This is a genomic window from Kineococcus rhizosphaerae (assembly GCF_003002055.1).
Taxonomy (GTDB): domain Bacteria; phylum Actinomycetota; class Actinomycetes; order Actinomycetales; family Kineococcaceae; genus Kineococcus; species Kineococcus rhizosphaerae.
This window is the reverse complement of record NZ_PVZF01000003.1, coordinates 1-24,761: the sequence shown is the minus strand read 5'-3', so window position 1 is coordinate 24,761 and position 24,761 is coordinate 1. Positions and strand designations below refer to the sequence as shown.

Genomic DNA, 24,761 nt, shown 5'->3' with positions numbered 1-24,761 from the left:
GGGTGGTCAGTCGACGGGGACGGTCTCGCCCGTGCCGGTGGCGGCCCGGGTGACGGCGTCCAGCACGCGCAGGTTGTGCAGGCCGTGGGACATCGGCGGGACGACGGGCAGTGCGCCGATCGGGGTGCCGACGCCGCCGGCGACCTCGTTGAGGAACGCCCGGCACTGGAAGGTGAAGAAGTCGCTCTGGCCGTGCCCGACGCTCGGGAAGTCCATCGGGACCCCACCGGCCAGGTAGGGGTGCTCGGGGCCGACGAGGACCTGGCGGTACCCGTTGATGGCTCCCGGTGCGGTGCTGTCGGCGATGGTGAACTCGCCCGTGCGGTTCAGGTCGAACGCCCCCGCGCCGTTCTCGGTGAAGATCTCGAAACCCAGCCCGTTGGGCAGGCCGTGCGCGATGCGCGAGACGGAGAAGGTCCCGGTGGCGCCGTTCGCGAACGTCGCGGTGAACGTGGCGAGGTCCTCGTTCTCCACGTCCTCGAACTCCGTCCCGACCTCGGCCAGCGCGTGCCCGACGACCGCGCCGACGGGCTTGGGGCGGCGCGTGGTCACCTGGGAGAACACGGTGCCCCGCACCGACTCCAGCGGGCCGCAGAAGAACTCGCCCAGGTCGACGAGGTGGCTGCCGATGTCGGCCAGCGCGCCCGAGCCGAGACCTCCCTCGTAGCGCCAGCTGATCGGGGCGTCCGGGTTGGCCGCGTAGTCGCACCAGTAGTGGCCGTTGAAGTGGCGGACCTCGCCGAGGTGGCCGTTGAGCACCTGCTCGCGCAAGCCGTTGATCGCGGGGGAGCGGCGGAACGTGAACCCGACGGCGGCGACCTGCTCGGGGTGGGCCGCGGCCGCGGCGACCATCGCCTCGGCGTCGGCCACCGAGGGGGCCAGCGGCTTCTCGCACAGGACGTGCTTGCCGGCGGCCAGCAGCCCCTCGACGATCTCGCGGTGCAGGTGGTTGGCGACGACGACGCTGACGGCGTCGACGTCGTCGGCCTCGGCGACGGCCTGCCAGCTCGTCTCGGCGCGCTCGTAGCCGTAGCGGGCGGCGGCGGCCTCGGCGAAGGGGGCGTGGGCGTCGGCGACCGCGACGAGGCGGACGGGGGGCAGGCCCTCGCCGTACGCGCCGCCGGTCAGGGTGGTGGCGGCGCGGTAGCCGGCGAGGTGGGCGCGGCCGGCCATGCCGGCGCCGATGACGGCGACGCCGAGGGGTCGCGTGCGGGTGGCGGACATCGTCGTGGGCCTCTCAGGGGCGGGGATCAGGGCGGGTACCAGGGCGGGGTGGGCACCGGCGGTGGTGCTCCGAATCGCTTTCAAACCGGTTTGAACGGTCGTCGGTAGAATCGGTTCGAAAGGTCGTCGCTGTCAAGTGCACCCTGGAGGTCCGGTGGCCCGCCCCACGATCAAGGACGTCGCCGCGCGCGCCGGGGTGTCGAAGGGGATGGTCTCGCTCGCCCTGCGGGGGGCGCCCGGCCCGAGCGCGCAGACGGCGGCCCGGGTCCTGCGGGCCGCCGAGGAACTGGGCTACCGCGCCGACCGGGCCGCCAGCTCGCTGGCGCTGCGCCGCTCGCGCCTGCTGGGGGTGGTGCTCGACGTCCGCAACGCCTTCCACGCCGAGCTCGTCGAGGAGCTGCAGTCGGCGGCCGAGGAGGCCGGCTACGAGGTCGTGCTCGCCGCCGTGACGCGCACGCGCGGCGAGCGGGCGGCCGTCGAGACCCTCCTGGACTCGCGGTGCGAGGCGTTGCTGGTGCTCGGCCCGGAGGCGAGCGGGCCGGAGCTGGCGGCCCTCGACGCGCGGGTCCCCGTCGTCGTGCTCGGGCGCCGTTCGCGGCCCGGGCCCGGGCGCGGCCCCGACGTCGTGCGCGCCTCCGACGAGGTCGGGATGCGGCTGGTCGTCGAGCACCTGGCCGGGCTCGGGCACCGCGAGGTGCTGCACGTCAGCGGCGGGGCCGGCGACATCGCGGCCGACCGGCGCGCGGGTCTGGAGCGGGCGGCGGCCGGGGCCGGGCTCGCCGTCCGCACGGTCGACGCCGGTTTCGACGAGGCCTCGGGGGTCGAGGCGGCGCGCCGGGTGCTCGACGGGGGGTGGTCCGGGACGGCGGTCGCGGCCGTCAGCGACCGCGTCGCCCTCGGGTTCCTCGACGTCCTGAACCGCGAGGGGATCGCCGTGCCGGGGCGGGTCTCGGTCACCGGGTACGACGACAGCCCGCTGGCCCGGCTCGGGCACGTGCAGCTCACCTCCGTCAGTCAGGACCCGGCCGAGCAGGCGCGCTCGGCCGTGCGGCTGGCGGTCGAGCGGCTGGAGGGGGAGCCGGGGGGTGAGCCGGGCGCGAACGCCTCGGACGTCGTGCTCGAACCGCGGCTGGTCGTGCGGGGTACCACTGGATTGGTCTTCATGTCAGAATGACAGGACAAACTAGTCCTCAGGAGGATCCGTGCCCCTGCTCCGCTTCGACCTCGTCGCCGGCCGCACCCCCGCCGAGCTGACCGCCCTGCTCGACGCCGCCCACGCCGCCGTCGTCGAGGCCTTCGAGGTGCCCGCCGGCGACCGCTACCAGGTCGTCCACCAGCACCCGCGGGGCGAGCTCGTCGTCCACGACACCGGTCTGGGCATCGAGCGCACCGACGCCGTCGTGCTCCTGCAGGTGACCAGCCGCCCGCGCAGCCGCGAGCAGAAGGAGGCCTTCTACCGCCTGCTGGTGCGCAACCTGGAGGAGGCGGCCGGCACCGCGCCGAGCGACGTCGTCGTCTCCGTCGTCGAGAACTCCGACGCCGACTGGTCCTTCGGGCACGGCCGGGCGCAGTTCCTCACCGGCGAGCTCTGAGCGTGGCCCGCGGGGACGGCCGTGTGTCACGCTGAGGGCCACAACTGCACACACGGCCGCTCCGCCCCGGCGGGAGAGCCCCACCGCGCGCGGTGGGCACCGTAGGAGCAACCACCCCGGAACCTCTCAGGTCCCCGCACCGCCGCAGGCAGGCCGCTCTGGAAAGCAGGACCCCACGGTCCTCACCGACGGGGAAAGCTCCGCGAGGGGTGAAGCTCTCAGGTCCCGCGACAGAGGGGGTCAGCTCGGCCGCAGGTGCGGCCGTGACGAGAGGAGCCCACCCGATGTCGAGCACCCCCAGCCCGCTCGCGGCCGCCCACGCCGCCCTCGGCGCCTCGATGACCGACTTCGCCGGCTGGTCGATGCCGCTGCGCTACGCCTCCGACCTCGCCGAGCACCAGGCCGTGCGCACCACCGCCGGGATCTTCGACCTCTCGCACATGGGCGAGGTCCGCGTCAGCGGCCCCGAGGCCGCCCGCGCCCTCGACCACGCCCTCGTCGGCACGCCGTCCACGATGCCGCTGGGGCGCGCGGCCTACGGCATGGTCGTCGACGCCGACGGCGGCATCCTCGACGACCTCGTGACCTACCGGCTCGGGGAGCAGGAGTTCCTCGTCGTCGCCAACGCCGCCAACGCGGCCGTCGTCGTGGCCGCGCTGACCGAGCGCTGCGCCGGCTTCGACGCCGTCGTCGCCGACGAGACGGCCGGCTGGGCCCTCGTCGCCGTCCAGGGCCCGGCCTCCCTGGCCGTCGTCGGCCCGCTCGTCGACGCCGACCTGGGCGCCCTGGGCTACTACCGCTGCCTGCCGGCCGTCCTGGCCGGGGCCTCGGGCGACGTGGAGGTGCTCCTGGCCCGCACCGGGTACACCGGCGAGGACGGGTTCGAGGTCTTCGTCCCCGTCGCCCACGCCCTCGCCGTCTGGGACGCCCTGCTGGCCGCGACCCGCGAGCACGGGGGCGTCCCCGCGGGCCTGGCCTGCCGCGACACCCTGCGCCTGGAGGCCGGGATGCCGCTGTACGGGCACGAGCTGAGCCGGGACGTCACGCCCTTCGCCGCCGGTCTGGGCCGCGTGGTGAAGCTCGACAAGGAACCCGGCGGCGTGGGGTACGACGCGCTCCGGCGGCTCGCCGGCACCGAGCCCGCGCGGGTCCTCGTGGGGTTGCGGGGCGCCGGGCGCCGGGCGCCGCGCGCGGGGTACGCCGTCGTGCACGACGGGTCCGCCGTCGGGGAGGTGACCAGCGGGGCCCTGTCCCCGACGCTGGGCTTCCCCGTCGCCATGGCCTACGTCCAGCGCGAGCTCTCCGCCCCCGGGACGGCGCTGCACGTCGACGTGCGCGGCACTGCGCTGCCCGTCGAGGTCGTCGCCCTGCCGTTCTACCGCCGGGAGCGCTGAGCCGTGGCCCTGTCCGTCTTCGACATGTTCTCGATCGGCATCGGGCCGTCGAGCTCGCACACCGTCGGTCCCATGCGCGCCGCGCTCGCCTTCGCCGAGGGGCTCGAGCGCGACGGCCTCCTGCCGCGGGTGCGCTCGGTCACGGTCGACCTGCACGGCTCCCTGGGGGCCACCGGCCGCGGGCACGGCAGCGACCGGGCCGTCGTCCTGGGCCTGCTCGGCGAACGTCCCGAACTCGTCGACCCCGACGCCGTCGAGGGGTACCTCGACGAGATCAGGGCGTCGCGGGAACTGCGGGTCCTGCGGCGGCACGCCGTGGGGTTCGACCCCGACGCCGACGTCCGGCTCGTCACGGCCTCGCTGCCCGCCCACCCCAACGGCATGGTGTTCACCGCCCGCGACGGCGACGGGAACGTCCTCGCCCAGCGGACCTCGTACTCCGTCGGCGGGGGTTTCGTGAAGGACGACCCCCTCGACGCCGCCGCCCCCGTCGTGGGGTCCGGGGCGGGGTTGCCGTGGGGTTTCCGGACGGCCGCCGAGCTGCTCGAGCACTGCCGGGAAACCGGTCTGGGCGTCGCGGACCTGGTGCGGCGCAACGAGGAGAGCCTGCGCCCGGCCGAGGAGGTCGACGCCGGCCTGCTGCGGATCTTCGCGGCCATGCGCGCCTGCGTCGACCACGGCCTCGTCACCGACGGCACCCTGCCCGGCGGGCTGGGCGTGCGCCGGCGCGCGCCGCGGCTGCACGCGCAACTGCTGGCCGAGGAGGGGTCGTCGGAGTCCGACGTCCTGCACGCCATGGACTGGGTGAGCCTGTTCGCGCTCGCCGTCAACGAGGAGAACGCCGCCGGCGGCCGGGTCGTGACCGCACCCACCAACGGCGCGGCGGGCATCGTGCCGGCCGTCCTGCACTTCCACCGGCGCTTCGTGCCCGGCGCCGACGACGCGGCGACCGTGCGCTTCCTGCTGGCGGCCGGGGGGATCGGGATCGTCCTGAAGGAGACCGGCTCGATCTCCGGGGCCGAGGTCGGGTGCCAGGGCGAGGTGGGCTCGGCGAGCGCGATGGCGGCCGCCGGGCTGGCCGAGGTCCTCGGGGGGACCCCCGAGCAGGTGGAGAACGCGGCCGAGATCGCCGTGGAGCACCACCTGGGCCTGACGTGCGACCCGGTCGGCGGGCTCGTGCAGATCCCCTGCATCGAGCGGAACGCGGTGGGGGCCACGACGGCGATCCACGCGGCGCGCACGGCGCTGCGCGGCGACGGCAGCCACGTCGTGAGCCTGGACACGGCGATCGCGACGATGCGCCAGACGGGGGCGCACATGCGCTCGGAGTACAAGGAGACGTCGCTGGGCGGGCTGGCGCTGACGGTGGTGGGCCGCCCGGCGGTGGGGGTCAACGTCCCCGAGTGCTGACCCGCGCGTCCCGTTCGACCTCGCGGCAGAACGCGGTGACCGCCCTGCGGGCGGGACGTTCCGCGGTGGGCCGGGCCGAGGCCAGGGACAGCTCCCACACGAGGGTGTCCCCGGCGACGGCCTGCTCCCGAACGCCCCGCGGGACGGGGACCGTGCCGGGGACGAACGCGACACCCAGCCCCGCGGCGACGTACCGGGGGAACGTCGAGACGTCGGGGACCTCGAGGCGGACGCTGCGGCGGGCCCCGGCGCGCTCGAAGAGGGCGTCGACCTGCAGCCGGTTGCCGAACCCCGGCGGGCCGTCGATCCAGCGTTCGCCCGCGAGGTCGGTGAGCTCGACGGGACGGTCCCCGGCCAGCGGGTGCTCCGGCGGCAGCAGCAGCCGGAAGCTCGTCCGCACGAGCGGACGGACGTCGAGGGCGGCGGGCGGGCGGAAGGGCCAGGACAGGAACGCCACGTCGAGCTCGCCCTCCACCAGAGCCCGCAGCAGACCGCGCGAGCCGTCGGCGACGACGCGCATCGAGACCGAGACCCGCGGGTGGGCCGTGGTGTACCGGTGCAGCAGCCGGGGCAGGTCGACGGGGTGCATGGTCGTGACCACGCCCACGGCCAGCGGACCGGAGGGGCCGTCGCCGGCGTCGCGGACCACGGCCCTGGCGTCGGCGGCCCCCGCGAGCAGCCGCCGCGCCTGCGGCAGCAGCGCCAGCCCGGCGTCGGTGGGCACCGCCCGCCGGGACGTGCGGGTGAACAGCGGCGCGCCGAGGTCCTCCTCCAAGGCGCGCACCACGGTGCTCACCGCCGACTGCGCCGAGCCCAGCCGGCGCGCGGCCGCGCTGATCGTGCCCGTCTCGACGACGGCGAGGAACACCTCGAGCTGACGCAGTTCCACGCTTCTCCCATCGCCGATCCCGATGGATGCTCCCACCGTCCAGCGTTGGCGCGGAAGGCGCAGCGGGCCGCGGCGTTGGGGCGGTCATGAGCAGCACCCGCCGGCACCGCCTCGGATTCCTCGTCGTGGCCTCCGCGTTCGCCGTCGCCATGGCCTTCGCCACCGTCCCCACCCCGCTGTGGGCCCTCTACCGCGTCCGCGACGGGCTGCCGACCGTCGTGGTCACCGTGGCCTTCGCCGTCTACGCGGCCGGGGTCGCGATCGCGCTGTTCACCGTCGGGCACCTGTCCGACCACCTCGGCCGCCGCCGCGTCCTCGTCCCCGCCCTGGCCCTGGAGGCCGTCGCGGCGCTGGCCCTGACGCTCACGCCGAACGTCGTCGTCCTGGTCGTGGCCCGCGTCGTCACCGGGCTGGCCGTCGGCGCGGTCACGCCCACCGCCACCGCCTGGCTCGCCGAGCTGCACGGGCGCAGCGCCGCGCGCCGGCCGGGCACCGCCGCCGTCGTGGCGACCGCCGCGAACCTCGGCGGTCTCGGCCTCGGTTCCCTGGTCGCCGGGTTCCTCGTCGGGCACCTCGGGGACCCGCTGCGCGTCCCGCACCTGGTGTTCCTGGTCCTGCTCGTCGTCTCGGCCGCGGCCGTCCGGTCCGTCCCCGAGACCGTCACCGCGCAGCACCGGCCCTACCGCGTCCAGCGCGTCGCCGTCCCCGCCGCCGCCCGCGGCCGCTACCTCGCCGCGGCCCTGGCCTCCTTCGGCCTGTTCGCCGTCCTGGGGCTGTTCAGCTCCCTGGCCCCGGCCGTCCTCGCCTCGCTGGGGCACACCGGCGCCGTCCCCGGCGGCCTCACCGCGGCCTCCGTCTTCGCCGCCGCCGCGCTGAGCCAGGTGCTGCTCGTGACGCTGCCCGCGCACCACCAGCTGCGCCTCGGCCTGGTCCTGACCGCCGCCGGGGTCGTCGTCCTCGGGGCCGGGGTGCTCGCCGGGACCGTGGCCCTGTTCGTCGGCGGCGGGGTCGTCGCCGGCGCCGGCGTGGGCGTCCTGCTCAAGGGGACGCTCACCACCGCCACGTCCCTGGCCCCGGCCGGCTCGCGCGGCGAGGCCACCGCCGGGATCTTCCTCGCGGGGTACCTAGGGATGGCCGTCCCGGCGCTCGCCGTCGGCTTCAGCTCCTCGGCCGGGGTCGCGTTCACCGTCTCCGTGCCCGTCCTGGCGGCCGTCGTCCTGCTGGTGCTGGCCTCCGTCGCGCTGGCGCTGCGGGCGAACCCGGCCCCCGCGACGGCCTGAGGGCCCGCTCCGGCGGGCGGGTGCGGGGCCCGGTGCGAGGATGCGGGGATGCCTGCGCGCCGACGCACCGACCCGGCCGAGGGCCTCGCGGCCTTGCGCTCCGCCGTCCGGACGATCGAGGAGGGCGGCACGCCCGCCCGCCCCGTCCTGGCCAGCGCGGTCCGCTACTCCCTGGAGGAGCTCGCCGTGCGGTACCCGGGCGGCAGCGTGGAGGTCCGCGTCCCGCCGTTCGCGGCCGTCCAGGTCGTCGACGGCCCCCGGCACACCCGGGGCACCCCGCCGGCCGTCGTCGAGATGGACGCGGCCACCTGGCTGGCGCTGGCCACGGGGACGCTGACCTTCGACGCGGCCCGGGCGGGTGGGCGCGTGCAGGCCAGCGGCCAGCGCGCCGACCTGGGGGACCTGCTGCCGCTCGTGCCGCCGGTGCAGGCCTGAGCACGTACCGTTCTCCCGTGAGCGAGCAGTCCCAGGACACCCCGGGCCAGGCCCCCGCGCCGGCCGGTCAGCAGGAGGCCCCCGAGCGCGAGGGCACGGCGTTCGTGCAGGTCACCCGGCGCCGGGCCCCCCGGTTCCGCTCGTTCGCGTTCACCGGCCTGGTCCTCGCGTTCGTCGTCTCGGCCGTCATCGCCTTCAACACCCCGCCCTCGGACGGGTACAGCCAGAAGGCCCTGTTCGGGTACCTGTTCTGCTCCCTGGGGCTCGTGCTGGTCCTGCTCGGCGTGCTCGTCGCCGTGCTCGCCGACCGGCGCACGGGAACCCGCCCGGAACCGCGCAAGCCGCGCGGCGCGCGCCGCGGGGTGTGACACACTCGGGGTGTGGCCCGCGGTGACGGACGTCTGAACCACGACCTGCTCCCCGGCGAGAAGGGCCCCCAGGACGCGTGCGGCGTCTTCGGGGTCTGGGCGCCGGGTGAGGAAGTCTCCAAGCTCACCTTCTACGGCCTCTACGCCCTGCAGCACCGGGGCCAGGAGGCGGCAGGCATCGCCGTGAGCAACGGCGAGCAGATCCTCGTCTTCAAGGACACCGGCCTGGTGTCCCAGGTCTTCGACGAGTCGGCGCTGGAGTCCCTGCAGGGGCACATCGCGGTCGGGCACGCCCGCTACTCCACGACCGGTGGCGGCGGCTGGCAGAACGCCCAGCCCACCCTCGGCGACACCGCCGGCGGGACCGTGGCCCTCGCGCACAACGGGAACCTCACGAACCAGTTCGCGCTGCGCGACATGCTCGCCGAGCGGTACCCGTCGACGCCGGCGCCCGTGCTGAAGGGCCGCCCGTCGCCGTCGGAGATCGCGCGCGGCAACACCACGGACACCGCGATCCTCACCGCGCTGTTCGCCGGGGACCCCGACCACACGCTCGAGGCCACCGCGGCCGAGGTGCTCCCGCACGTGCAGGGCGCGTTCTCCCTGGTCTTCATGGACGAGCACACCCTCTACGCCGCCCGCGACCCGCAGGGCATCCGCCCGCTCGTGCTGGGGCGCCTGGAGCGCGGCTGGGTCGTCGCGTCCGAGACCCCCGCGCTCGACATCTGCGGCGCCAGCTTCGTGCGCGAGATCGAGCCGGGCGAGCTCATCGCCGTCGACGCCGACGGCCTGCGCAGCACGCGGTTCGCCGAGGCCAAGCCCAAGGGCTGCGTGTTCGAGTACGTCTACCTCGCCCGCCCGGACACCTCCATCAACGGCAAGGTCGTCCAGGAGGCCCGCGTCGAGATGGGCCGCGTCCTGGCCCGCGAGCACCCCGTCGAGGCCGACCTCGTCATCCCGACCCCGGAGTCGGGCACGCCCGCGGCCATCGGCTACGCCGAGGAGTCCGGCATCCCGTACGGCCAGGGCATGGTCAAGAACTCCTACGTGGGCCGCACCTTCATCCAGCCCAGCCAGACGATCCGCCAGCTCGGCATCCGACTGAAGCTCAACCCGCTCAAGCACGTCGTGGCCGGCAAGCGGCTGGTCGTCGTGGACGACTCGATCGTGCGCGGCAACACCCAGCGGGCCCTCATCCGGATGCTGCGGGAGGCGGGCGCCGCCGAGATCCACGTCCGGATCTCCTCCCCGCCGGTGAAGTGGCCGTGCTTCTACGGCATCGACTTCGCCACCCGCGCCGAGCTCATCGCCAACGGCCTGAGCACCGAGGACATCGCGCAGAGCATCGGTGCCGACTCCCTCGGCTACATCTCGGCCGACGGCATGATCGCCGCGACCGAGCAGCCGAAGGAGCGCCTGTGCTCGGCGTGCTTCACGGGGGAGTACCCCGTGCCGCTCAACGACCTCGACCGGCTCGGGGAGCGCTCGATGGACAAGCCGCGCCTCCCGATCACCCCCGTCACCCGGCACCAGCACGACACCCCCGAGGGAGCTCAGCAGTGAGTGGAACCACCTACGCCTCCGCGGGCGTCGACGTCGTCGCGGGGGACCGCGCCGTCGAGCTCATGAAGGCGTCCGTCGCCCGCACGCAGGGCCCGGAGGTGGTCGGTGGTTTCGGCGGGTTCGCCGGCCTGTTCGACGTCTCGGTGCTGAAGGACTTCCGCCGCCCGCTGCTGGCCACCAGCACCGACGGCGTGGGCACGAAGGTCGCGGTCGCCCAGGCCCTCGACAAGCACGACACCATCGGCTCCGACCTCGTCGGCATGGTCGTCGACGACATCGTCGTGGTCGGGGCCACCCCGCTGTTCATGACCGACTACATCGCCTGCGGCAAGGTCGACCCCGAGCGGACGGCCGCGATCGTCGCCGGCGTCGCCCGCGCGTGCGAGGAGGCCGGGGTCGCCCTCGTGGGCGGCGAGACGGCTGAGCACCCGGGCCTGCTGGGTCCCGACGAGTACGACGTCGCCGGCGCCGTCACCGGGGCCGTCGAGCACGACGAGCTGCTCGGCGCCGACCGCGTCCGGTCCGGTGACGTCCTCGTGGCGATGGCGTCCTCGGGGCTGCACTCCAACGGCTACTCCCTGGTCCGCCGCGTGTTCGCCGACGCCGGGTGGGCCTACGAGCGGCACGTGGACGAACTCGGCCGCACGCTCGGTGAGGAGCTGCTGACCCCGACCCGCATCTACGCCAAGCCCGCCCTGGCGACGCTGGCCACCGGTGGCGTGCACGCCATGAGCCACGTCACCGGCGGTGGCCTGGCCGCGAACCTGGCCCGCTGCCTGCCCGGGCACGTCACGGCCGAGGTCGACCGGTCCACGTGGACGCCCGGTGCGGTGTTCGGCCTCGTGCGCGACCTGGGGAAGGTCCCGGTGGACGACCTCGAGCGCACCCTCAACCTGGGCGTCGGCATGCTGGCGGTCGTGGCGGCGGACAGCGCGCAGGCGGTCGTGGACACGGTCGAGCAGGCCGGCATCCCGGCATGGGTGTGCGGTGAGGTCCGGGACCGGACCGAGGCCGACGGGGCCAGCAACGGCAAGGGGATCGCAGGAGGCGTGACGCTCCTCCGGGGATCTCACCAGGGCTGGTGAGGACCGGAGGGGCGCCACGCCTCGAGCGGTACTACTCAGTGGTGCTGCAGGACTTCGCGCTGCGCCGGGTCAAGCCCGGCGCTTGGACGACCAGTCGTCGTAGTCGTCGGTCGCGGTGTACTTCGACCAGTCCTCGGAGTCGTCGTCCGAGTCGTCTTCCACGTCAGACTCCGTCGCCTCCGGGGCCGGCTGGCGCCCCGTCTGGCGGTACGGGTCGGGCCCGTGCAGTTCACGTTGCAGAGCGTTGTAGTCGGTGTCGGGGCTGAAGTACTTCAGCTCCCGAGCGACCTTCGTCTGCTTGGCCTTCTGACGGCCGCGCCCCATGGCGTCGACCCCCTCGCGCGTCGGCCGGGGCAGACTGTGCTGACCCCGGAGCAGCTGTCATCTCTCCGTGCCCCCAACGGTACATGCCCGGGAGACGTTCCGGCATCCCGGTCGCGACGACAGGCCCCCGGACGGGCCGCCGGCCGCTCACCCGGGGGCCCGGGGATCGTGTTAGCTGTGCCCATGACCAGCGCAGGAGCCGGTACCACCGCCGCGAAGGACCGCTCGAAGGACCGCCCGACCGTGGCCGGGATCGACTCGTCGACCCAGTCCTGCAAGGTCGTCGTCCGCGACGCCGGCACCGGCGAGCTGCTGCGGGTCGGACGGGCCAAGCACCCCGACGGCACCGAGGTCGATCCCGCGCACTGGTGGCGGGCCCTCGAGGAGGCCGTCGCCGACGCCGGCGGGCTCGACGACGTCGACGCGATCGCCGTCGGGGCCCAGCAGCACGGGTCGGTCCTGCTCGACGAGGCCGGCGAGGTGGTCCGCCCCGCGCTGCTGTGGAACGACGGCCGGTCGGCCGAGGCGGCCGACGCGCTGACCGCGGAGCTCGGGGGGCCGGGGGCCTGGGCCGAGCAGGTCGGCAGCGTCCTCGTCGCCTCCCTCACCATCACCAAGCTGCGCTGGATCGCCGAGCACGAACCGGAGTCGGTGGCCCGCACCGCGTCGGTCTGCCTGCCCCACGACTGGCTCACCCTCAAGCTCTCGGGAGGGGCGCGCCTGGTCACCGACCGGGGCGACGCGAGCGGGACGGGCTACTGGTCGCCCCGCGAGGGCGCGTACCGCGAAGACCTGCTGCACAAGGCCTTCGGGGCCACGCCGAACCTGCCCGAGGTCCTCGCCCCGGCCGCGTCGGCGGGGCCGAGCGCGAGCCCGCTCTCGCGCGGGGCCCTGCTCGGCGCCGGGACCGGCGACAACATGGCGGCCGCGCTCGGCGTGGGCGCGCAGGTCGGTGACGTCGTCGTCTCGATCGGCACCTCCGGCGTGGTGAGCGTGGTCAGCGAGGTCCCCACCCACGACCCCAGCGGCCTGGTCGCCGGGTTCGCCGACGCCACCGGGCGGTACCTGCCGCTAATCTGCACCCTCAACGCGGCGCGCGTCCTGGACTCCGCGGCGCGCATGCTCGGCGTCGACCACGCCGAGCTGTCCCGGCTGGCCCTGTCGGCGCCCGCCGGCAGCGGCGGGCTGGTCCTCGTGCCCTACCTGGAGGGCGAGCGCACCCCCGTGCGCCCGGACGCCACGGGCGCCCTGCACGGGCTCACGCTGGCGACCTCCACGCCGGCCCACGTGGCCCGCGCCACGGTCGAGGGCCTGCTGTGCGGGCTCGCCGACGGCCTCGACGCGCTCGTCGAGCAGGGGTGCCGGATCGGGCGCGTCGTCCTCGTCGGCGGCGGGGCCCGCTCCGAGGCCGTCCGCGTCCTGGCCCCGGCCGTGCTCGGGCGGCCCGTCGTCGTCCCCGAGCCGGGGGAGTACGTGGCCGACGGCGCCGCCCGGCAGGCCGCCTGGGTCCTCGCCGGCGGGGACGCGCCGCCCGCGTGGTCGCTCGGGCGCTCGCAGACGTTCGAGGCCGACCCCACCCCGGGCGTCCGCGAGCGCTACGCCGAGGTGCGCGACCTCACGGCGACCCGCCCGTGACCCCGCGGTTCGCGCGCTTGTCCTCGTACATGCGCCCGTCGGCCTCGGCCAGCACCGCCTCGAAGGAACGGTCGGCGTCGTCGGCCGCCCACCCCACCGACAACCGGACGTCCGCGCCCTCCTGAGCCCGCAGGACGGTCCGGCGCAGCCGCCGGACCAGCGCCTCGACGTGCTCGGGCGGGACCGCGTCGACGAGCACGACGAACTCGTCCCCGCCCAGGCGCGCGACGGTGTCACCCGGCCTGACCTCGGCGGCCAGCCGCCGGGCCACCTCCACGAGCAGCGCGTCGCCGGCGCGGTGACCGCACCGGTCGTTGACCTCCTTGAGGCCGTCGACGTCGCACAGCAGCACGAACGTCCGCGCCGCGGGGCCGGCCCGCGCCCGCGAGCGCTCCCACCGCTCGGCCAGCAGGGCCCGGTTGGGCAGCCCCGTCAGGACGTCGTGGGACGCGCGGTGCTCCAGGGACCGTTCGGCGGCGACGCGTTCGGAGACGTCCCAGACCGCCAGGACGACGTGGCCCGCGCCCCGGGCGCGGGCCACCACCTCGACCCGCAGGTCCGGCCGCTGCCGGGGCCGCACCCGCAGCGGTCCCAGACGCTCACCGGGACGGCGCACCGCCTCGGCCAGCGCCGACCGGGCCCGCGCTCGGTCGTGCTCGACCACGAGGTCCAGGACGTCGCGACCCACGAGGAGCTGGGGGTCGGCCCCCACGAGGCGCTGCAGGTCCGCCGAGGCCCACAGGACGGTCGTCCCGGTCAGCAGGAGGGTGGCCGGGGTCCGGGAAGCGAGGGTGCGCCAGTCGGCCCCCGCGGGCGTCACGATCCGGCGGCGCCGGAGCGTGCGGCCAACGCGTCGCCGATCCCGGCCAGCACCGCCGCGGCGGCCGTCGTCGTCAGCACCGCCGGCCACGGTCCCAGCCGCTTCGACAGGGGGTGGGAGACGCCCACGAGGCCCACGGTGCCCGCGGTCAGGGCCGCGGCGAGGACGGGGGAGCCCTGCGCCCAGCGAGGCAGGGCCGCGCCGACCCCGGCGGCCAGCGCGACCCCGGCCAGCCGCCGGTTCCCGGTGGCCCGGCCGACGGCGTACCCCCCGAGGACGGCGGGGGCGACGAGGGCGGGGCTGGGGATCTTCGGCACGGCAGGAGGCTACCCGCGGTCCCTGGACCGTTGACCCCCCGCTCACGGGCGAGCAGCTTCTCGGCGCAGGACGAGCGGTGCACGCAGAGTGATCGGTGCGGCAGCGGAGCTGCATCGTCGTGGAACTGCCCCCCATGGCCGGTGAACCCGGCCGGCGGATCGAGGTCGCCGACCCGGAGGCGTACGCGCGCGAGCACGGCGACCAGACCACCCACCTCGCCCCCTCCAGCCCGGTGTTCGAGTGGGTGCTGCGCGACCTCGACGACTTCTACCGCGACCGGCGGCGGGAGGCGGGGGCGTCGGCCCGCAGCTCGAGCAGTGGTCGGTGGAGATCCTGCGCGCGTGGGCGTCGGGCCACACCCTGGAGGCCGGGGGCGCCGACCCCCTGCCCGTCGCGTGGCGGGAGGCGCCTGCAGATGCAGCGGCTCCAGCGGGCCCGGGAGGCGTACGAGCGCAGCCGGGGCCGCGGGGACGCGGCGGTGCGCGAGGCGCTGGAACGGTTGCGCGTCGAGGCCGTGAAGGCCGACGAGGTGCTGCGCGCGTCCGGGTTCGAGGTCACCCCTGTCGGGGACCAGCCCGAGGTGCTGCCGCCCGGCCGGCCCGCCCCCGCGGGCAGCGTCGCCGAACCCGGGTCGGCGCGGGCCCTGTCCGACGCCGCCCGCGCCCGCGCGCAGGCGCTCGGACCCCTGCCCGCCGCGTCCGCAGTCGATGTGTTCACCGCCCTGGAGGTGTCCCAGCCGGAGTTCCTCGCCGAGGGGGCCCTGCGCGAGTCCCTCAGCCGCGGGGAGGTCCCGGGCGTCGGCCTGGAGGGCTGCACGCTGGGCGGGAGCGGCATCCGCGGGCTGGGCACCGACCCGCACGGGCTGGCGGCCCGGCTCGCCGACCTCGTCGCCGGCTGGCAGCGCGCGCACCTGGTGGGCCCCGGGTTCGGTCCCGAGGAGTTCCTCGGCCTCCTGCTCGCGCCCGAGGGCGTGAGCAGCAGGCGCAGCGGCGGGGGATCGAGCTGTTCCTGCGGTCCCTGCGCGACCAGGGCCTGACGCCGGACGTGCAGGTCCGGCTCGGGGACGGCGGCTGGCGATCCCGCTGGAGGGTGGTGGGTACGACCACGTCGACGTGCTGACCTCGCTGCACCACGACGTCCACGTCGCCAAGGGCGAGGCCATCACGTTCGACGTGCGCGTCGCCCCCGACGGCAGCTGGACCGTGGCGCACACCCTGCTCCCGGGACCCCCGGGTCGGACGTCGCGACGTCGGGGACCCGGTGCGGGACCCGGCGGGGGATCGTCGTGCGTCAGGACGTCGGTGACGGTCCTGCGTCGAGACACCGCTGCTCCCACGCACCTGCCCGCAGCAGCCGCAGCCCGTTCAGGGCCACGACCACCGTGGACCCTTCGTGCCCCGCCACCGCCAACGGCAGCGGCAGGTGCCCGACGAGGTCCCAGGTGACCAGCACCACGATGAAGGTGGCCGCGACGACGAGGTTGGCCACGACGATCCGGTGAGCCCGGCGCGAGAGGGCGACCAGCCGGGGAACGGCGTCGACCTCGTCGCGCACGACGACCGCGTCAGAGGTGTCCAGCGCCAGGTCCGAGCCGCGCCGGCCCATCGCCACCCCCGCCGCCGCGGTCGCCAACGCCGGCGCGTCGTTCACCCCGTCCCCGACGAGCAGGACCCGCTCCCCGGCGTCCTGCAACTGCGTGACGACGCGGGACTTGTCCTGCGGCAGCAGCCGGGCGTGCACGGCGCCGATCCCGGTGCGGGCCGCGACGTCCGCGGCCGCCGGTTCGTCGTCCCCGGTGAGCAGGTGCACCGGCTTGCCGGTCAGTGCCGCCGCAGCGGCGACCGCGGCCGCCGAGTCCGGGCGCAGCCGGTCGACCAGGGTGATCGTCCCGACCAGCGCCTCGTCGAGGTGCACCCCCACGACGGTGCCGATCCCGACGTCACCTCGAGGGTGCTCGGCCCGCTCGACCCGGATCGCGTGACCGTCGACCGAGGCCACGACGCCGCGTCCGGGCAGGGACTGGAACTCGCTCGCGGCCGGGATCTGCAGCCGGCGTTCGTGGGCTGCGCGGAGGACGGCCCGGCCCAGGGGGTGTTCGCTGAACTGCTCGGCGGCCGCGGCGGTGCGCAGCACCTGGTCCCGGCTCAGGCGTCCGGCGGTGATGACCCGGGTGACCTCGGGGGTGCCCTCGGTGAGGGTGCCGGTCTTGTCGAAGGCGAACACCGTGGTGCGCCCGACGGCCTCCATGACCGTCGCCGACTTCACCAGCACCCCGTGACGGCCGGCGTTGGCCATGGCCGACAGCAGCGGCGGCATGGTCGCGAGCACCACCGCACAGGGTGAGGCGACGATCATGAAGGTGATGGCCCGCAGCAGCGCGTCCTCGAACGAGCTGTCGAGGAAGACCACCGGGAGGGCCAGCACGACGAGGGTCGCGACGACCACGCCCAGGGAGTACCGCTGCTCGACCTTCTCGATGAACAGCTGGGTCGTGGCCTTGGTCGCCGAGGCCTGCTCGACCATCGCCACGACGCGGGCGATGACCGATTCGCCGGCCTCGCGCTGCACCCGGACCCGCAGGGCGCCGGTGCCGTTGACGGTCCCGGACAGGACCTCGTCACCGGGCCCGCGCGGGACGGGGACGGACTCGCCGGTGATGGCCTGCTGGTCGACCTCGGACAGGCCCTCGACGACGGTGCCGTCGGCGCCGATGCGTTCGCCGGGGCGGATCAGGACGAGGTCGTCGACGGCCAGGTCGGCGACGTCGACGTCCTGCTCGGTGCCGGTGGCCGGGTCCAGGCGGGTGGCCTGCTCGGGGGTCAGGGTCAGCAGGGAGCTGACGGAGTCGGCGGTGCGCTGGGTGATGATCGCCTCGACGGCCCCGGAGGTGGCGAAGATGACGATGAGCAGCGCCCCGTCGAGCACCTGGCCGATGCCGGCGGCGGCGACGGCGGCCAGCACCATGAGCAGGTCGACGTCGAAGGTCTTCTCGCGCAGGGCCTGCAGCCCGGCCCAGCCCGGTTCCCAGCCACCGGCGGCGTAGCAGGTGAGGTAGGCGGCCCAGTACGCCCAGGTCGGGGCTCCGGTCAGCTGCAGCGCACCGCCGACGAGGAACAGGACCAGCGCCAGCCCGGCCCAGCGGACCTCGGGGAGCTGGAGGCCGGTGCGGAGGATCGACGGCGGGCGCGGCAGCACGCGGCCGGCCCGCTCCAGGTCAGGACGCGGGGCGAGGACGCTGGTCATCGGACGGGGCACTCCCCGGTCGACGTCGGGCTGGAGGTGGCCGGGGCGTCGACACCCACCGACCGGTGCGTGTGCACGGGGGCACCGTCGACTCCGGCGCGCTGGTGAGCCGTCTGCGGCTCCAGCGCGTGTTCGGCCTGGTAGACGGCCTCGGCGACCAGGTTGCGGGCGTGCTCGTCGACCAGCCGGTAGAAGACGCGGTTGCCGTCCTGGCGGGTGGCCACCATCCGCCCCCACCGCAGCTTGGACAGGTGCTGGGACACCGCCGTGGGGCTCTTGCCGACGACGTCGGCCAGGTGGTTCACCGACAGCTCCTGTCCGCGCAGCGCCAGGACGATGCGGATGCGGGTGGGGTCGGACAACAGGGAGAAGACCTCCGCGGCCACCTCGACGTACTGACTGTCCACGCCCAACGTGCAGCGCTTCGCATCTTCACTCATGCGCAGATGCTGAGTCAGAGGCCGGTGGGCGTCAAGTCCCGGGCATCGACGCCACCGCCACCACCGTCGACGCAGCACCCGGGGTGCATGGCCGAGGTGCCCTCCTGCACGCATACCCCCCAGGGGTTAGCGTTGGGGTCGTGAGCGGCACCCGCAGACCCGTCTGGACCTCCACGGTCCCGCGCGTCCTGCTCGTGCTCGCCGTGGTCCTGGGGCTGTGTGCGATGCACGTCCTGGCCGCCGCCGTCAGCCGCCACCACACCGCCGTCCCCGGCGCCTCCGTGTCGACCAGCCCTGCGCCGGCCGTGGACCACGCCGAGTCGGTCACCTCGCTGCAGGGCACCGACCACGAGCACCACCGCTCGACGGGTGACTGCGTGCTGTTCCTGTCCGCCGGCGTCGCGCTGCTGGTGGTCCTGCTCGCCTGGGCCACGGCCCAGGCCCTGCGCCCCTCGTACCGGCTCACCGACCCCTGGCTGGACCAGGTCATCGCCGCCACGCCCTGGCGCGGGCCGCCGCCGTGGCACTGGCCACGCGTCAGCCTCTGCGTGATCCGGGTCTAGGCCGACCCCTGCGCGTCGTGGACGACCTCGTCCACGCGCTGCTCCGTCGTGCCTTCCACCCGTGACTCACCCGAGGAGCTGTACCTCTGATGCGCACCACTACTCCCACGACCCGCGCCGCCCGCACGACCCGACCCGCCGCCCGTCCGCTCGCGCGGGTGGTCGCCCTCGGCGCCGCCGCGACGCTGTCGCTGGTCCTGGCCGCCTGCGGCGGCGACGACGCCGGCTCGATGGACCACTCCTCGATGGCCTCGGAGTCCTCGACGACCTCGGCGAGCCCCTCGGCCGGCGCCACCAGCAGCGTCGACGCCGAGCACGACGACCAGGACGTGATGTTCGCCCAGATGATGATCGTCCACCACCAGGGCGCTGTCGAGATGGCGCAGATGGCCACCACCCAGGCCTCCAGCCAGCAGGTCGAGGACCTCGCGGCCGAGATCGAGGCCGCTCAGCGGCCGGAGATCGAGGAGATGACCTCCTGGCTGAACGCCTGGGGCGCACCGGCCACGGCCGCTCCCTCGATGACCCCCATGACCGGCGGCACGGCCGGTGGTGTGGAGGGCATGGACCGCTCTTCGACGTCGGGGATGCCCGGGATGACGAGTGAGGAGCAGATGACTCAGCTGCAGAACGCCACCGGCACCGACTTCGACCGGGTGTTCCTGCAGCTGATGATCGAGCACCACACCGGCGCGGTGCAGATGGCCCAGACCGAGCAGCAGCGAGGTTCCAACCCGCAGGCCCAGGAGCTGGCCGACTCGATCGTGACGAGCCAGAGCGGCGAGATCGAGCAGATGAAGCAGATGCTCACCGCCCTCGGCTGACGAAGCTGAGCAGAGATCAGGTGGCTGGTGGGTGGGCCTGGCCCACCCACCAGCCGTTGCTCGGTCGAGGCCGGGTGAGGCATCGGGAGGCTTCCAGTTCCCTTCCCGTCGTACCCCGCGCCGTCCCTGAGCTGTCCTCCGCCGGAGGCGCGCACCCCTTGCGCGGTTACCCCTGGGGGGTATGCTCAGGACATGGCTACTCGCAACGACGACCCGCGGCTGGAGACCCGACCGTCAGCGGTGGATCCCGTGTGCGGCATGAGCGTCGACCCGGCGACGACGACGTCAGCCGAGCACGATGGGACCACCTACTCCTTCTGCTCACCGGGATGCCGAGCGGCGTTCAGTGAGGACCCCGACCGCTACGTCGCAACGCATCACGACCACGCCGGTCACGACCACGCCGGGACCAGCACCAAGGTCGCCGTGCAGGCCGGTCCGGGTGAGGCGGTGGAGCACACCTGCCCGATGCACCCGGAGGTTCGCCAGGACGGACCCGGCAGCTGCCCCATCTGCGGTATGGGCCTGGAACCGGTCGTCATCACCGCCCAGACCGGCCCCAGCCACGAACTCATCGACATGCGACGCCGGTTCTGGATCGGGCTCGCGCTGGCCCTGCCGGTCTTCGCCCTGGAGATGGGCCGGCACTTCATCCCCGCCGTGCACGACGCGATTCCCAGCGACGTCTCCACCTGGATCCAGTTCGCCCTGGCCACCCCGGTGGTGCTGTGGGCCGGATGGCCCTTCTTCGTCCGCGGTGCGGCGTCGGTGCGCACCCGTCACCTGAACATGTTCACCCTCATCGCGATGGGCACCGGCGTGGCCTGGGTGTTCAGCACCGTGGCCACCGTCGCCCCCGGGATCTTCCCGGCTGCCTTCCACGACGAGATGGGCGCCGTCGACGTCTACTTCGAGGCCGCCGCCGTCATCACCGTCCTGGTCCTGCTGGGCCAGGTGCTGGAACTGCGGGCCCGGGAGCAGACCTCCGGCGCCATCCGCGCCCTGCTGGACCTGACCCCCAAGACCGCCCGCCGCCTCGACGACACAGGCGAGGAGACGGAAGTCAACCTCGACGACGTCGGTCTCGGAGACCGGCTGCGGGTCCGCCCCGGGGAGAAGGTCCCCGTCGACGGCACCGTCCTCGAAGGCCGCTCCTCGGTCGACGAGTCCCTGGTGACCGGTGAGTCGATGCCGGTCACCAAGACCGACGGGGACCGGGTGCTGGGCGGCACCATCAACTCCGCCGGGTCGCTGATCGTGCGCGCCGACGCCGTCGGGCGCGACACGATGCTGTCCCGGATCGTGGCCATGGTCGCCGAGGCCCAACGCTCCCGGGCCCCGATCCAGCGCCTGGCCGACAAGGTCTCAGCCGTCTTCGTGCCCGTCGTGATCGCCGTGGCCGTCATCGCCTTCGTCGTCTGGGCCGTCGCCGGCCCCGACCCGCGCCTGGCGCACGCCCTGATCGTGGCCGTCGCGGTCCTGATCATCGCCTGCCCGTGCGCACTGGGCCTGGCCACACCCATGTCGATCATGGTCGGGGTCGGCCGCGGTGCCCGCTCCGGAGTGCTGATCAAGAACGCCGAGGCACTGGAACGGCTGGAGAAGGTCGACACCCTGGTCGTGGACAAGACCGGCACCCTCACCGAAGGCCGCCCCTCAGTGGACCGCGTCATCCTGGTCCCCGCCGTCACGACCGATGACGAAGCCGTCGAGGCCGAGGTGCTGCGCCTGGCCGCCGCCGTCGAGAAGGGTTCGGAGCACCCGCTGGGCGAGGCCGTCGTCCGCGCCGCCCAGCAGCGGGGGCTGGCGGTGCCGGTCGTGCAGGACTTCGAAGCCCCCGCCGGTCGCGGGGTCAGCGGCGTGGTCGACGGCCAGCGCGTGGCCATCGGCAGCGCCGGGCTGCTGTCCTCGATGGGTCTGGACGCCGGGCCCGCCCAGGCCGTGGCCGACGAGGTTCGTTCGACCGGGGCCATCGCCGTGCTCGTCGCCGTCGAGGACGAGGTCCGTGCGGTCATCGCCATCGCCGACCAGGTCAAGGACTCCACCGCCACCGCACTGCAGCAGTTGCGCGAGGCCGGGCTGGACATCGTCATGCTCACCGGCGACAACCGCGTCACCGCCCAGGCGGTCGCGGCCGGCCTCGGCATCGACCGTGTCGAGGCCGAGGTGCTGCCCGACCGCAAGAGCGACGTCGTGCAGCGGCTGCGCGCCGAGGGCCGGGTCGTGGCCATGGCCGGCGACGGCGTCAACGACGCCCCCGCCCTGGCCGCAGCCGACGTCGGGATCGCGATGGGCTCGGGCACCGACGTGGCGATGGAGAGCGCCGGGGTGACCCTGCTGCAGGGGGACCTGACCGCGATCGTGCGGGCCCGGCGGACCTCGCAGCTGACGATGCGCAACATCCGCCAGAACCTGCTGTTCGCCTTCGTCTACAACGCCGCCGGCATCCCCCTCGCCGCCGGTGTCCTGTACCCGGTGTCCGGGTTGCTGCTCTCCCCGGTCATCGCCGCCGCCGCGATGGCGCTGTCCTCGGTCAGCGTGATCACCAACGCGCTGCGGCTGCGCACCCAGCGCCTGTGACGCCCGCTCCCACGCTCGCTGCGCGGCCCGAGCCCCACGATCGGGTCAGTGGTGATCGGTCGGACGGGTGATCGGTCGGATGATGGAGACCCCCAGCTGCAGGAGGAGACAGCGATGACGGCCCTCACGCCCACGACGCCGCCCGGTTACGCCGACACCAAGACCGCGCAGTTGAAGCGGCTGCGCCGCATCGAAGGCCAGGTCCGCGGCCTGCAGCGCATGGTCGAGGAGGACTCCTACTGCATCGACGTCCTCACCCAGGTCTCGGCGGCCACCAAGGCGCTGGAGGCCGTCGCGCTGAGCCTGCTGGAAGAACACCTGGCCCACTGCGTCCGCGACGCCATCGCCCACGGCGGCGAGGAGGCTGAGGCGAAGATCAAGGAAGCCTCGGCCGCCATCGCCCGGCTCGTGCGCTCCTGACGACGCCCGAGCGGCGGCCCGCAGGAGGCGCACGGTCGGACCCGAGCTGCAGGGTGCCCGCTCACGGGTGGCCGGCCAGGACACCACCCACCTGACCGACGGCCCGGCCGCCGCGGACGACCCGACCACGGCCACCCCCGGCGACGGCCGACCCGCGGGCCGGCGGAGGCTCAGCCCGGCGACCGTCACCGGTGTCCTGACGCGTCACGGATCCGGTGAGGGACCCGGTGAGGGCCGCACCGACGCGCCGACGAGCGCGTCCAGCCACGCCCGCGCGAGCCGGCGCGCGATCTCCTCGTCGCCCTCGAGCGCGAAGTCGACCGCCACGTGGTCCACATGCAGCTGCGCGAGGGACGACTCCCCGCGGACGCCGAGGCGCACGAGCGCCGCCGGGGCGAGGTCGGTGAGCAGCTCCAGGGCCAGTCCCGTCCCGGGCCGGCGCAGCACCGCGTCCCCCTGCCGCGCGGCCCAGCGCGCGTCGAGCTCGACGCCGAGGCACAGCACGACGAGGGTCGTCTCCCAGGGGGTCAGCGGCACGGCGCGCACGATCCGCGCCAGCGGCAGCCGCCCCCCGGGTCGGTGGCGGCGACGCGGTCCTCGATCGCGGCCCGCAGCTCGGCCAGGTCGTCGGCGTGCTCCGGCGCGGCGGGTTCGAACGTGTGCTCCAGGAGCGCGAACTCCGCGCGCAGGTGCTCCCAGTGGTCCGCGAACCCCGTCATCCCGCGACCGTCCACAGGCCCGAGCGCACCCCGTCCACGACGACCTCGACGCGGTGCGGGCCGGGTGCCAGGGCCGTCCCCGGGGCGACGTCGAGGGCGGCCGGGTCGGTGCGCTCGCCGAGGACAGTGCGTCGTCGCCCCTGCATCTTCGACGTGCCGCCGGAGAGCTGCCAATGACCGGCGGTGAGCGGATGGTCACGACGAAGGCCCCGGCGCAGTGCGCCGGGGCCTTCGTGAGCTCGATCCCAGGTGGCCAGGAGCGGGGTCGAACCGCTGACCTTCCGATTTTCAGTGAGACAGTCACTGCTTAGATCGTTTACCTGCCTTGACCTGCATCTGTGCAGGTCAGACGGCCTTCGGGTCCTTTACGACCGTCAGGCGATCACCCGCCGTCGCGGGCTCGTTCTGCGACTGTTCTGCGCGCGGCCTCCGAGCCGCTGCTGCCGCTGTCTCAAGAGCGTCGGCGAATCGGTGGAGGTCGCCCGGGTACAGGTGGCTGTACCGGTTGAGGGTCACGCCGATGCTGCTGTGACCCATCATCTCGGATAGCTGCTTCGGCGGTGTGCCCGCCTGGATGTGCAGCGAGGCAAAGGTGTGCCGCAAGTCGTGGAGACGAACGGTGTCGCCTGGGACTTGCACCGCGACCTCGGCCGCTCGGACCGCGGGGTCGAAGACCCGCTTGCGCCAGTTCTCCGTCCGGAGGATCCCGCCACGCGGTGCAGGAACCAACGGGTCGTCCGGCCCCTTGCCGGCCAGGTCGGCCGTGAGTAGGGCCACGAGGAACGGCGGCACCGGAACTGTGCGGTTCGAGCTGGCGGTCTTGGGAGTCTCCACTCGCTGCTGACCACCTCGGTTGATGATCTGGCGGCTGACGCGCACCTCACGCTTGAGCTGATCGAAGTCACGGACGCGAAGGCCTGCGAGCTCGCCCACCCGCAGCCCCGTGAAGGTCAGGACCAGAAACGGAAGGCGGTCACGTTCGGCGGAGATGTGGTCGGCGATCCTCCACACCTGTTCGGCCGTCAGAAAGCGGCGGTCGCTGTTCACCAACGGTGGGAGGGACGGCAGGGACACTCCCTTGGCCGGGTTGTTCGGGATCCGCTGACGCCGGACCGCGAGGTCCAGGACGCCACTCAGCACGACGAAGGACTCACGGATCGTCGATGCCGCCGAGCCCCCCTTGTGCATCCGACTGACCCAGGACGAGACCCCCTCGTGGGTCACGCCGGACAAGGGGACAGCGCCCCAGGTCGGGATGATCCGCTTGTCGAGGGCGTTGCGGTAGTTCTCCCGGGTCGTCTGCTTGATGTGCAGCTTGGAGTCGAGCCATTCATCGGCGTACTCGCCAACGGTGACCTTTCCGCTCTTCGGGTCCAGCCACTCGCCGCGCAGGAGCAGTCGTTCCTGCTCATTGGCCCAGGTGGTGGCCTCCTTCTTGGTGGGCCAGAGCTTGGTGGCCTCCCGCCCGTCGGCCTTCCTGTAGGCCCCGAGCCAGCCCTTGCGGCCGCCTCCGGGGCGTCGTGCGTGTGCCATGACTAGCTGTACTGACCATGGACGTTGGTGACACGCCGGTAACCGCAGGTCGTTGAGGCAAGAGAGGACCTCCGAGGGCAGTGTGGAGCTGCTGAAGGCGAC

The 24,761-nt window shown here is 74.3% G+C and carries 26 protein-coding genes and 2 riboswitches; of the genes, 15 read left to right on the top strand and 11 right to left on the bottom strand.

Annotated features, from left to right (window positions below; translation table 11 throughout):
* Nucleotides 1-6 precede the first annotated feature (6 nt).
* Complete coding sequence (locus CLV37_RS07200) at nucleotides 7-1,224, bottom strand: Gfo/Idh/MocA family protein (protein ID WP_106208712.1); 1,218 nt, start codon at nucleotides 1,222-1,224, stop codon at nucleotides 7-9.
* Nucleotides 1,225-1,378: 154 nt separating this feature from the next.
* Here CLV37_RS07200 and CLV37_RS07195 point away from each other — a divergent pair, with 154 nt between their 5' ends.
* The 4 genes from CLV37_RS07195 (at nucleotide 1,379) to CLV37_RS07180 (ending at nucleotide 5,620) form a co-directional block, all read left to right on the top strand.
* Nucleotides 1,379-2,398, top strand: a complete 1,020-nt coding sequence (locus CLV37_RS07195; RefSeq protein WP_245885302.1) for a LacI family DNA-binding transcriptional regulator — start codon at nucleotides 1,379-1,381, stop codon at nucleotides 2,396-2,398.
* Between the two features lie 28 nt (nucleotides 2,399-2,426).
* Nucleotides 2,427-2,816 (top strand): tautomerase family protein, encoded by a 390-nt coding sequence (locus CLV37_RS07190; protein WP_106208710.1) that lies wholly within the window; start codon nucleotides 2,427-2,429, stop codon nucleotides 2,814-2,816.
* Between the two features lie 67 nt (nucleotides 2,817-2,883).
* Nucleotides 2,884-2,961: riboswitch (glycine riboswitch) on the top strand.
* Nucleotides 2,962-2,969: 8 nt separating this feature from the next.
* Nucleotides 2,970-3,060: riboswitch (glycine riboswitch) on the top strand.
* 40 nt (nucleotides 3,061-3,100) lie between these two features.
* Complete coding sequence (gene gcvT / locus CLV37_RS07185; protein WP_106208708.1) at nucleotides 3,101-4,210, top strand: glycine cleavage system aminomethyltransferase GcvT; 1,110 nt, start codon at nucleotides 3,101-3,103, stop codon at nucleotides 4,208-4,210.
* A 3-nt stretch (nucleotides 4,211-4,213) separates the two neighbouring features.
* Nucleotides 4,214-5,620, top strand: coding sequence for an L-serine ammonia-lyase (locus CLV37_RS07180; RefSeq protein ID WP_106208706.1), 1,407 nt, complete (start codon nucleotides 4,214-4,216; stop codon nucleotides 5,618-5,620).
* Here CLV37_RS07180 and CLV37_RS07175 read toward each other — a convergent pair.
* Complete coding sequence (locus CLV37_RS07175; RefSeq protein ID WP_170127107.1) at nucleotides 5,601-6,509, bottom strand: LysR family transcriptional regulator; 909 nt, start codon at nucleotides 6,507-6,509, stop codon at nucleotides 5,601-5,603. The two genes, CLV37_RS07180 and CLV37_RS07175, sit on opposite strands and share 20 nt — an antisense overlap.
* An 86-nt stretch (nucleotides 6,510-6,595) precedes the next feature.
* On the opposite strand from CLV37_RS07175, the gene CLV37_RS07170 reads away from it, so the two are divergent.
* Genes CLV37_RS07170 through purM form a run of 5 tightly spaced genes read left to right on the top strand, consistent with a single transcriptional unit; the run spans nucleotide 6,596 to nucleotide 11,240 of the window.
* Entirely contained in the window at nucleotides 6,596-7,789 is a 1,194-nt protein-coding gene (locus CLV37_RS07170; RefSeq protein ID WP_170127106.1) for an MFS transporter, read from the top strand.
* 48 nt (nucleotides 7,790-7,837) lie between these two features.
* The gene (locus CLV37_RS07165) at nucleotides 7,838-8,224 is read left to right on the top strand and encodes a sterol carrier family protein (protein WP_106208699.1); all 387 of its coding nucleotides are present in this window, start codon (nucleotides 7,838-7,840) and stop codon (nucleotides 8,222-8,224) included.
* Between the two features lie 17 nt (nucleotides 8,225-8,241).
* Nucleotides 8,242-8,592, top strand: a complete 351-nt coding sequence (locus CLV37_RS07160) for a hypothetical protein (protein ID WP_106208697.1) — start codon at nucleotides 8,242-8,244, stop codon at nucleotides 8,590-8,592.
* A gap of 12 nt (nucleotides 8,593-8,604) precedes the next feature.
* The gene (gene purF / locus CLV37_RS07155) at nucleotides 8,605-10,155 is read left to right on the top strand and encodes an amidophosphoribosyltransferase (RefSeq protein ID WP_106208695.1); all 1,551 of its coding nucleotides are present in this window, start codon (nucleotides 8,605-8,607) and stop codon (nucleotides 10,153-10,155) included.
* Entirely contained in the window at nucleotides 10,152-11,240 is a 1,089-nt protein-coding gene (gene purM / locus CLV37_RS07150; RefSeq protein ID WP_106208693.1) for a phosphoribosylformylglycinamidine cyclo-ligase, read from the top strand. The genes purF and purM overlap by 4 nt, the downstream gene beginning before the upstream one ends.
* A gap of 69 nt (nucleotides 11,241-11,309) precedes the next feature.
* Here the strand turns inward: purM and CLV37_RS07145 are convergent, their stop codons facing one another.
* Complete coding sequence (locus CLV37_RS07145; protein ID WP_106208691.1) at nucleotides 11,310-11,564, bottom strand: DUF3073 domain-containing protein; 255 nt, start codon at nucleotides 11,562-11,564, stop codon at nucleotides 11,310-11,312.
* A 183-nt stretch (nucleotides 11,565-11,747) separates the two neighbouring features.
* On the opposite strand from CLV37_RS07145, the gene xylB reads away from it, so the two are divergent.
* Nucleotides 11,748-13,199: a xylulokinase gene (gene xylB / locus CLV37_RS07140; protein WP_106209342.1), complete on the top strand. Its 1,452-nt coding sequence runs from the start codon at nucleotides 11,748-11,750 to the stop codon at nucleotides 13,197-13,199.
* On the opposite strand, the gene CLV37_RS07135 is transcribed toward xylB, so the two are convergent.
* Together CLV37_RS07135 and CLV37_RS07130 are read right to left on the bottom strand one after the other, a co-directional pair.
* A complete protein-coding gene (locus CLV37_RS07135) occupies nucleotides 13,180-14,019 on the bottom strand; it encodes a GGDEF domain-containing protein (protein WP_106208689.1) in 840 nt (279 codons plus the stop codon). The two genes, xylB and CLV37_RS07135, sit on opposite strands and share 20 nt — an antisense overlap.
* The gene (locus tag CLV37_RS07130) at nucleotides 14,016-14,336 is read right to left on the bottom strand and encodes a hypothetical protein (RefSeq protein ID WP_106208687.1); all 321 of its coding nucleotides are present in this window, start codon (nucleotides 14,334-14,336) and stop codon (nucleotides 14,016-14,018) included. The genes CLV37_RS07135 and CLV37_RS07130 overlap by 4 nt, the downstream gene beginning before the upstream one ends.
* 119 nt (nucleotides 14,337-14,455) lie before the next feature.
* Between CLV37_RS07130 and CLV37_RS07125 the strand changes: the two genes are divergently transcribed.
* The gene (locus CLV37_RS07125) at nucleotides 14,456-15,373 is read left to right on the top strand and encodes a polymorphic toxin type 4 domain-containing protein (protein ID WP_146149331.1); all 918 of its coding nucleotides are present in this window, start codon (nucleotides 14,456-14,458) and stop codon (nucleotides 15,371-15,373) included.
* 254 nt (nucleotides 15,374-15,627) lie between these two features.
* On the opposite strand, the gene CLV37_RS07120 is transcribed toward CLV37_RS07125, so the two are convergent.
* Nucleotides 15,628-17,580 (bottom strand): heavy metal translocating P-type ATPase, encoded by a 1,953-nt coding sequence (locus tag CLV37_RS07120; protein ID WP_106209340.1) that lies wholly within the window; start codon nucleotides 17,578-17,580, stop codon nucleotides 15,628-15,630.
* A complete protein-coding gene (locus tag CLV37_RS07115) occupies nucleotides 17,577-18,020 on the bottom strand; it encodes an ArsR/SmtB family transcription factor (protein WP_106208683.1) in 444 nt (147 codons plus the stop codon). Before CLV37_RS07115 ends, CLV37_RS07120 begins: the two co-directional genes overlap by 4 nt.
* Before the next feature lie 140 nt (nucleotides 18,021-18,160).
* Between CLV37_RS07115 and CLV37_RS07110 the strand changes: the two genes are divergently transcribed.
* From CLV37_RS07110 to CLV37_RS07095, 4 genes are all read left to right on the top strand, one after another.
* Nucleotides 18,161-18,583, top strand: a complete 423-nt coding sequence (locus CLV37_RS07110) for a DUF6153 family protein (protein ID WP_106208681.1) — start codon at nucleotides 18,161-18,163, stop codon at nucleotides 18,581-18,583.
* 89 nt (nucleotides 18,584-18,672) lie between these two features.
* Nucleotides 18,673-19,407 carry a DUF305 domain-containing protein gene (locus tag CLV37_RS07105; RefSeq protein ID WP_106208679.1) on the top strand — a complete coding sequence of 245 codons (735 nt, stop codon included), beginning with the start codon at nucleotides 18,673-18,675 and terminating at the stop codon, nucleotides 19,405-19,407.
* 192 nt (nucleotides 19,408-19,599) lie between these two features.
* On the top strand, nucleotides 19,600-21,987 hold the full coding sequence (locus CLV37_RS07100; RefSeq protein ID WP_106208677.1) for a heavy metal translocating P-type ATPase: 2,388 nt from the start codon (nucleotides 19,600-19,602) through the stop codon (nucleotides 21,985-21,987).
* Between the two features lie 114 nt (nucleotides 21,988-22,101).
* The gene (locus tag CLV37_RS07095; protein ID WP_106208675.1) at nucleotides 22,102-22,407 is read left to right on the top strand and encodes a metal-sensitive transcriptional regulator; all 306 of its coding nucleotides are present in this window, start codon (nucleotides 22,102-22,104) and stop codon (nucleotides 22,405-22,407) included.
* A gap of 204 nt (nucleotides 22,408-22,611) precedes the next feature.
* Here the strand turns inward: CLV37_RS07095 and CLV37_RS07090 are convergent, their stop codons facing one another.
* The 4 genes from CLV37_RS07090 to CLV37_RS07080 form a co-directional block, all read right to left on the bottom strand.
* Nucleotides 22,612-22,944 (bottom strand): hypothetical protein, encoded by a 333-nt coding sequence (locus tag CLV37_RS07090; RefSeq protein WP_146149330.1) that lies wholly within the window; start codon nucleotides 22,942-22,944, stop codon nucleotides 22,612-22,614.
* Complete coding sequence (locus CLV37_RS07085) at nucleotides 22,935-23,126, bottom strand: hypothetical protein (protein WP_146149329.1); 192 nt, start codon at nucleotides 23,124-23,126, stop codon at nucleotides 22,935-22,937. Before CLV37_RS07085 ends, CLV37_RS07090 begins: the two co-directional genes overlap by 10 nt.
* A complete protein-coding gene (locus CLV37_RS27450) occupies nucleotides 23,123-23,272 on the bottom strand; it encodes a hypothetical protein (RefSeq protein ID WP_170127105.1) in 150 nt (49 codons plus the stop codon). Before CLV37_RS27450 ends, CLV37_RS07085 begins: the two co-directional genes overlap by 4 nt.
* Before the next feature lie 199 nt (nucleotides 23,273-23,471).
* A partial coding sequence (locus tag CLV37_RS07080; protein ID WP_211298464.1) for a site-specific integrase occupies nucleotides 23,472-24,761 on the bottom strand: 1,290 nt, incomplete at its 5' end.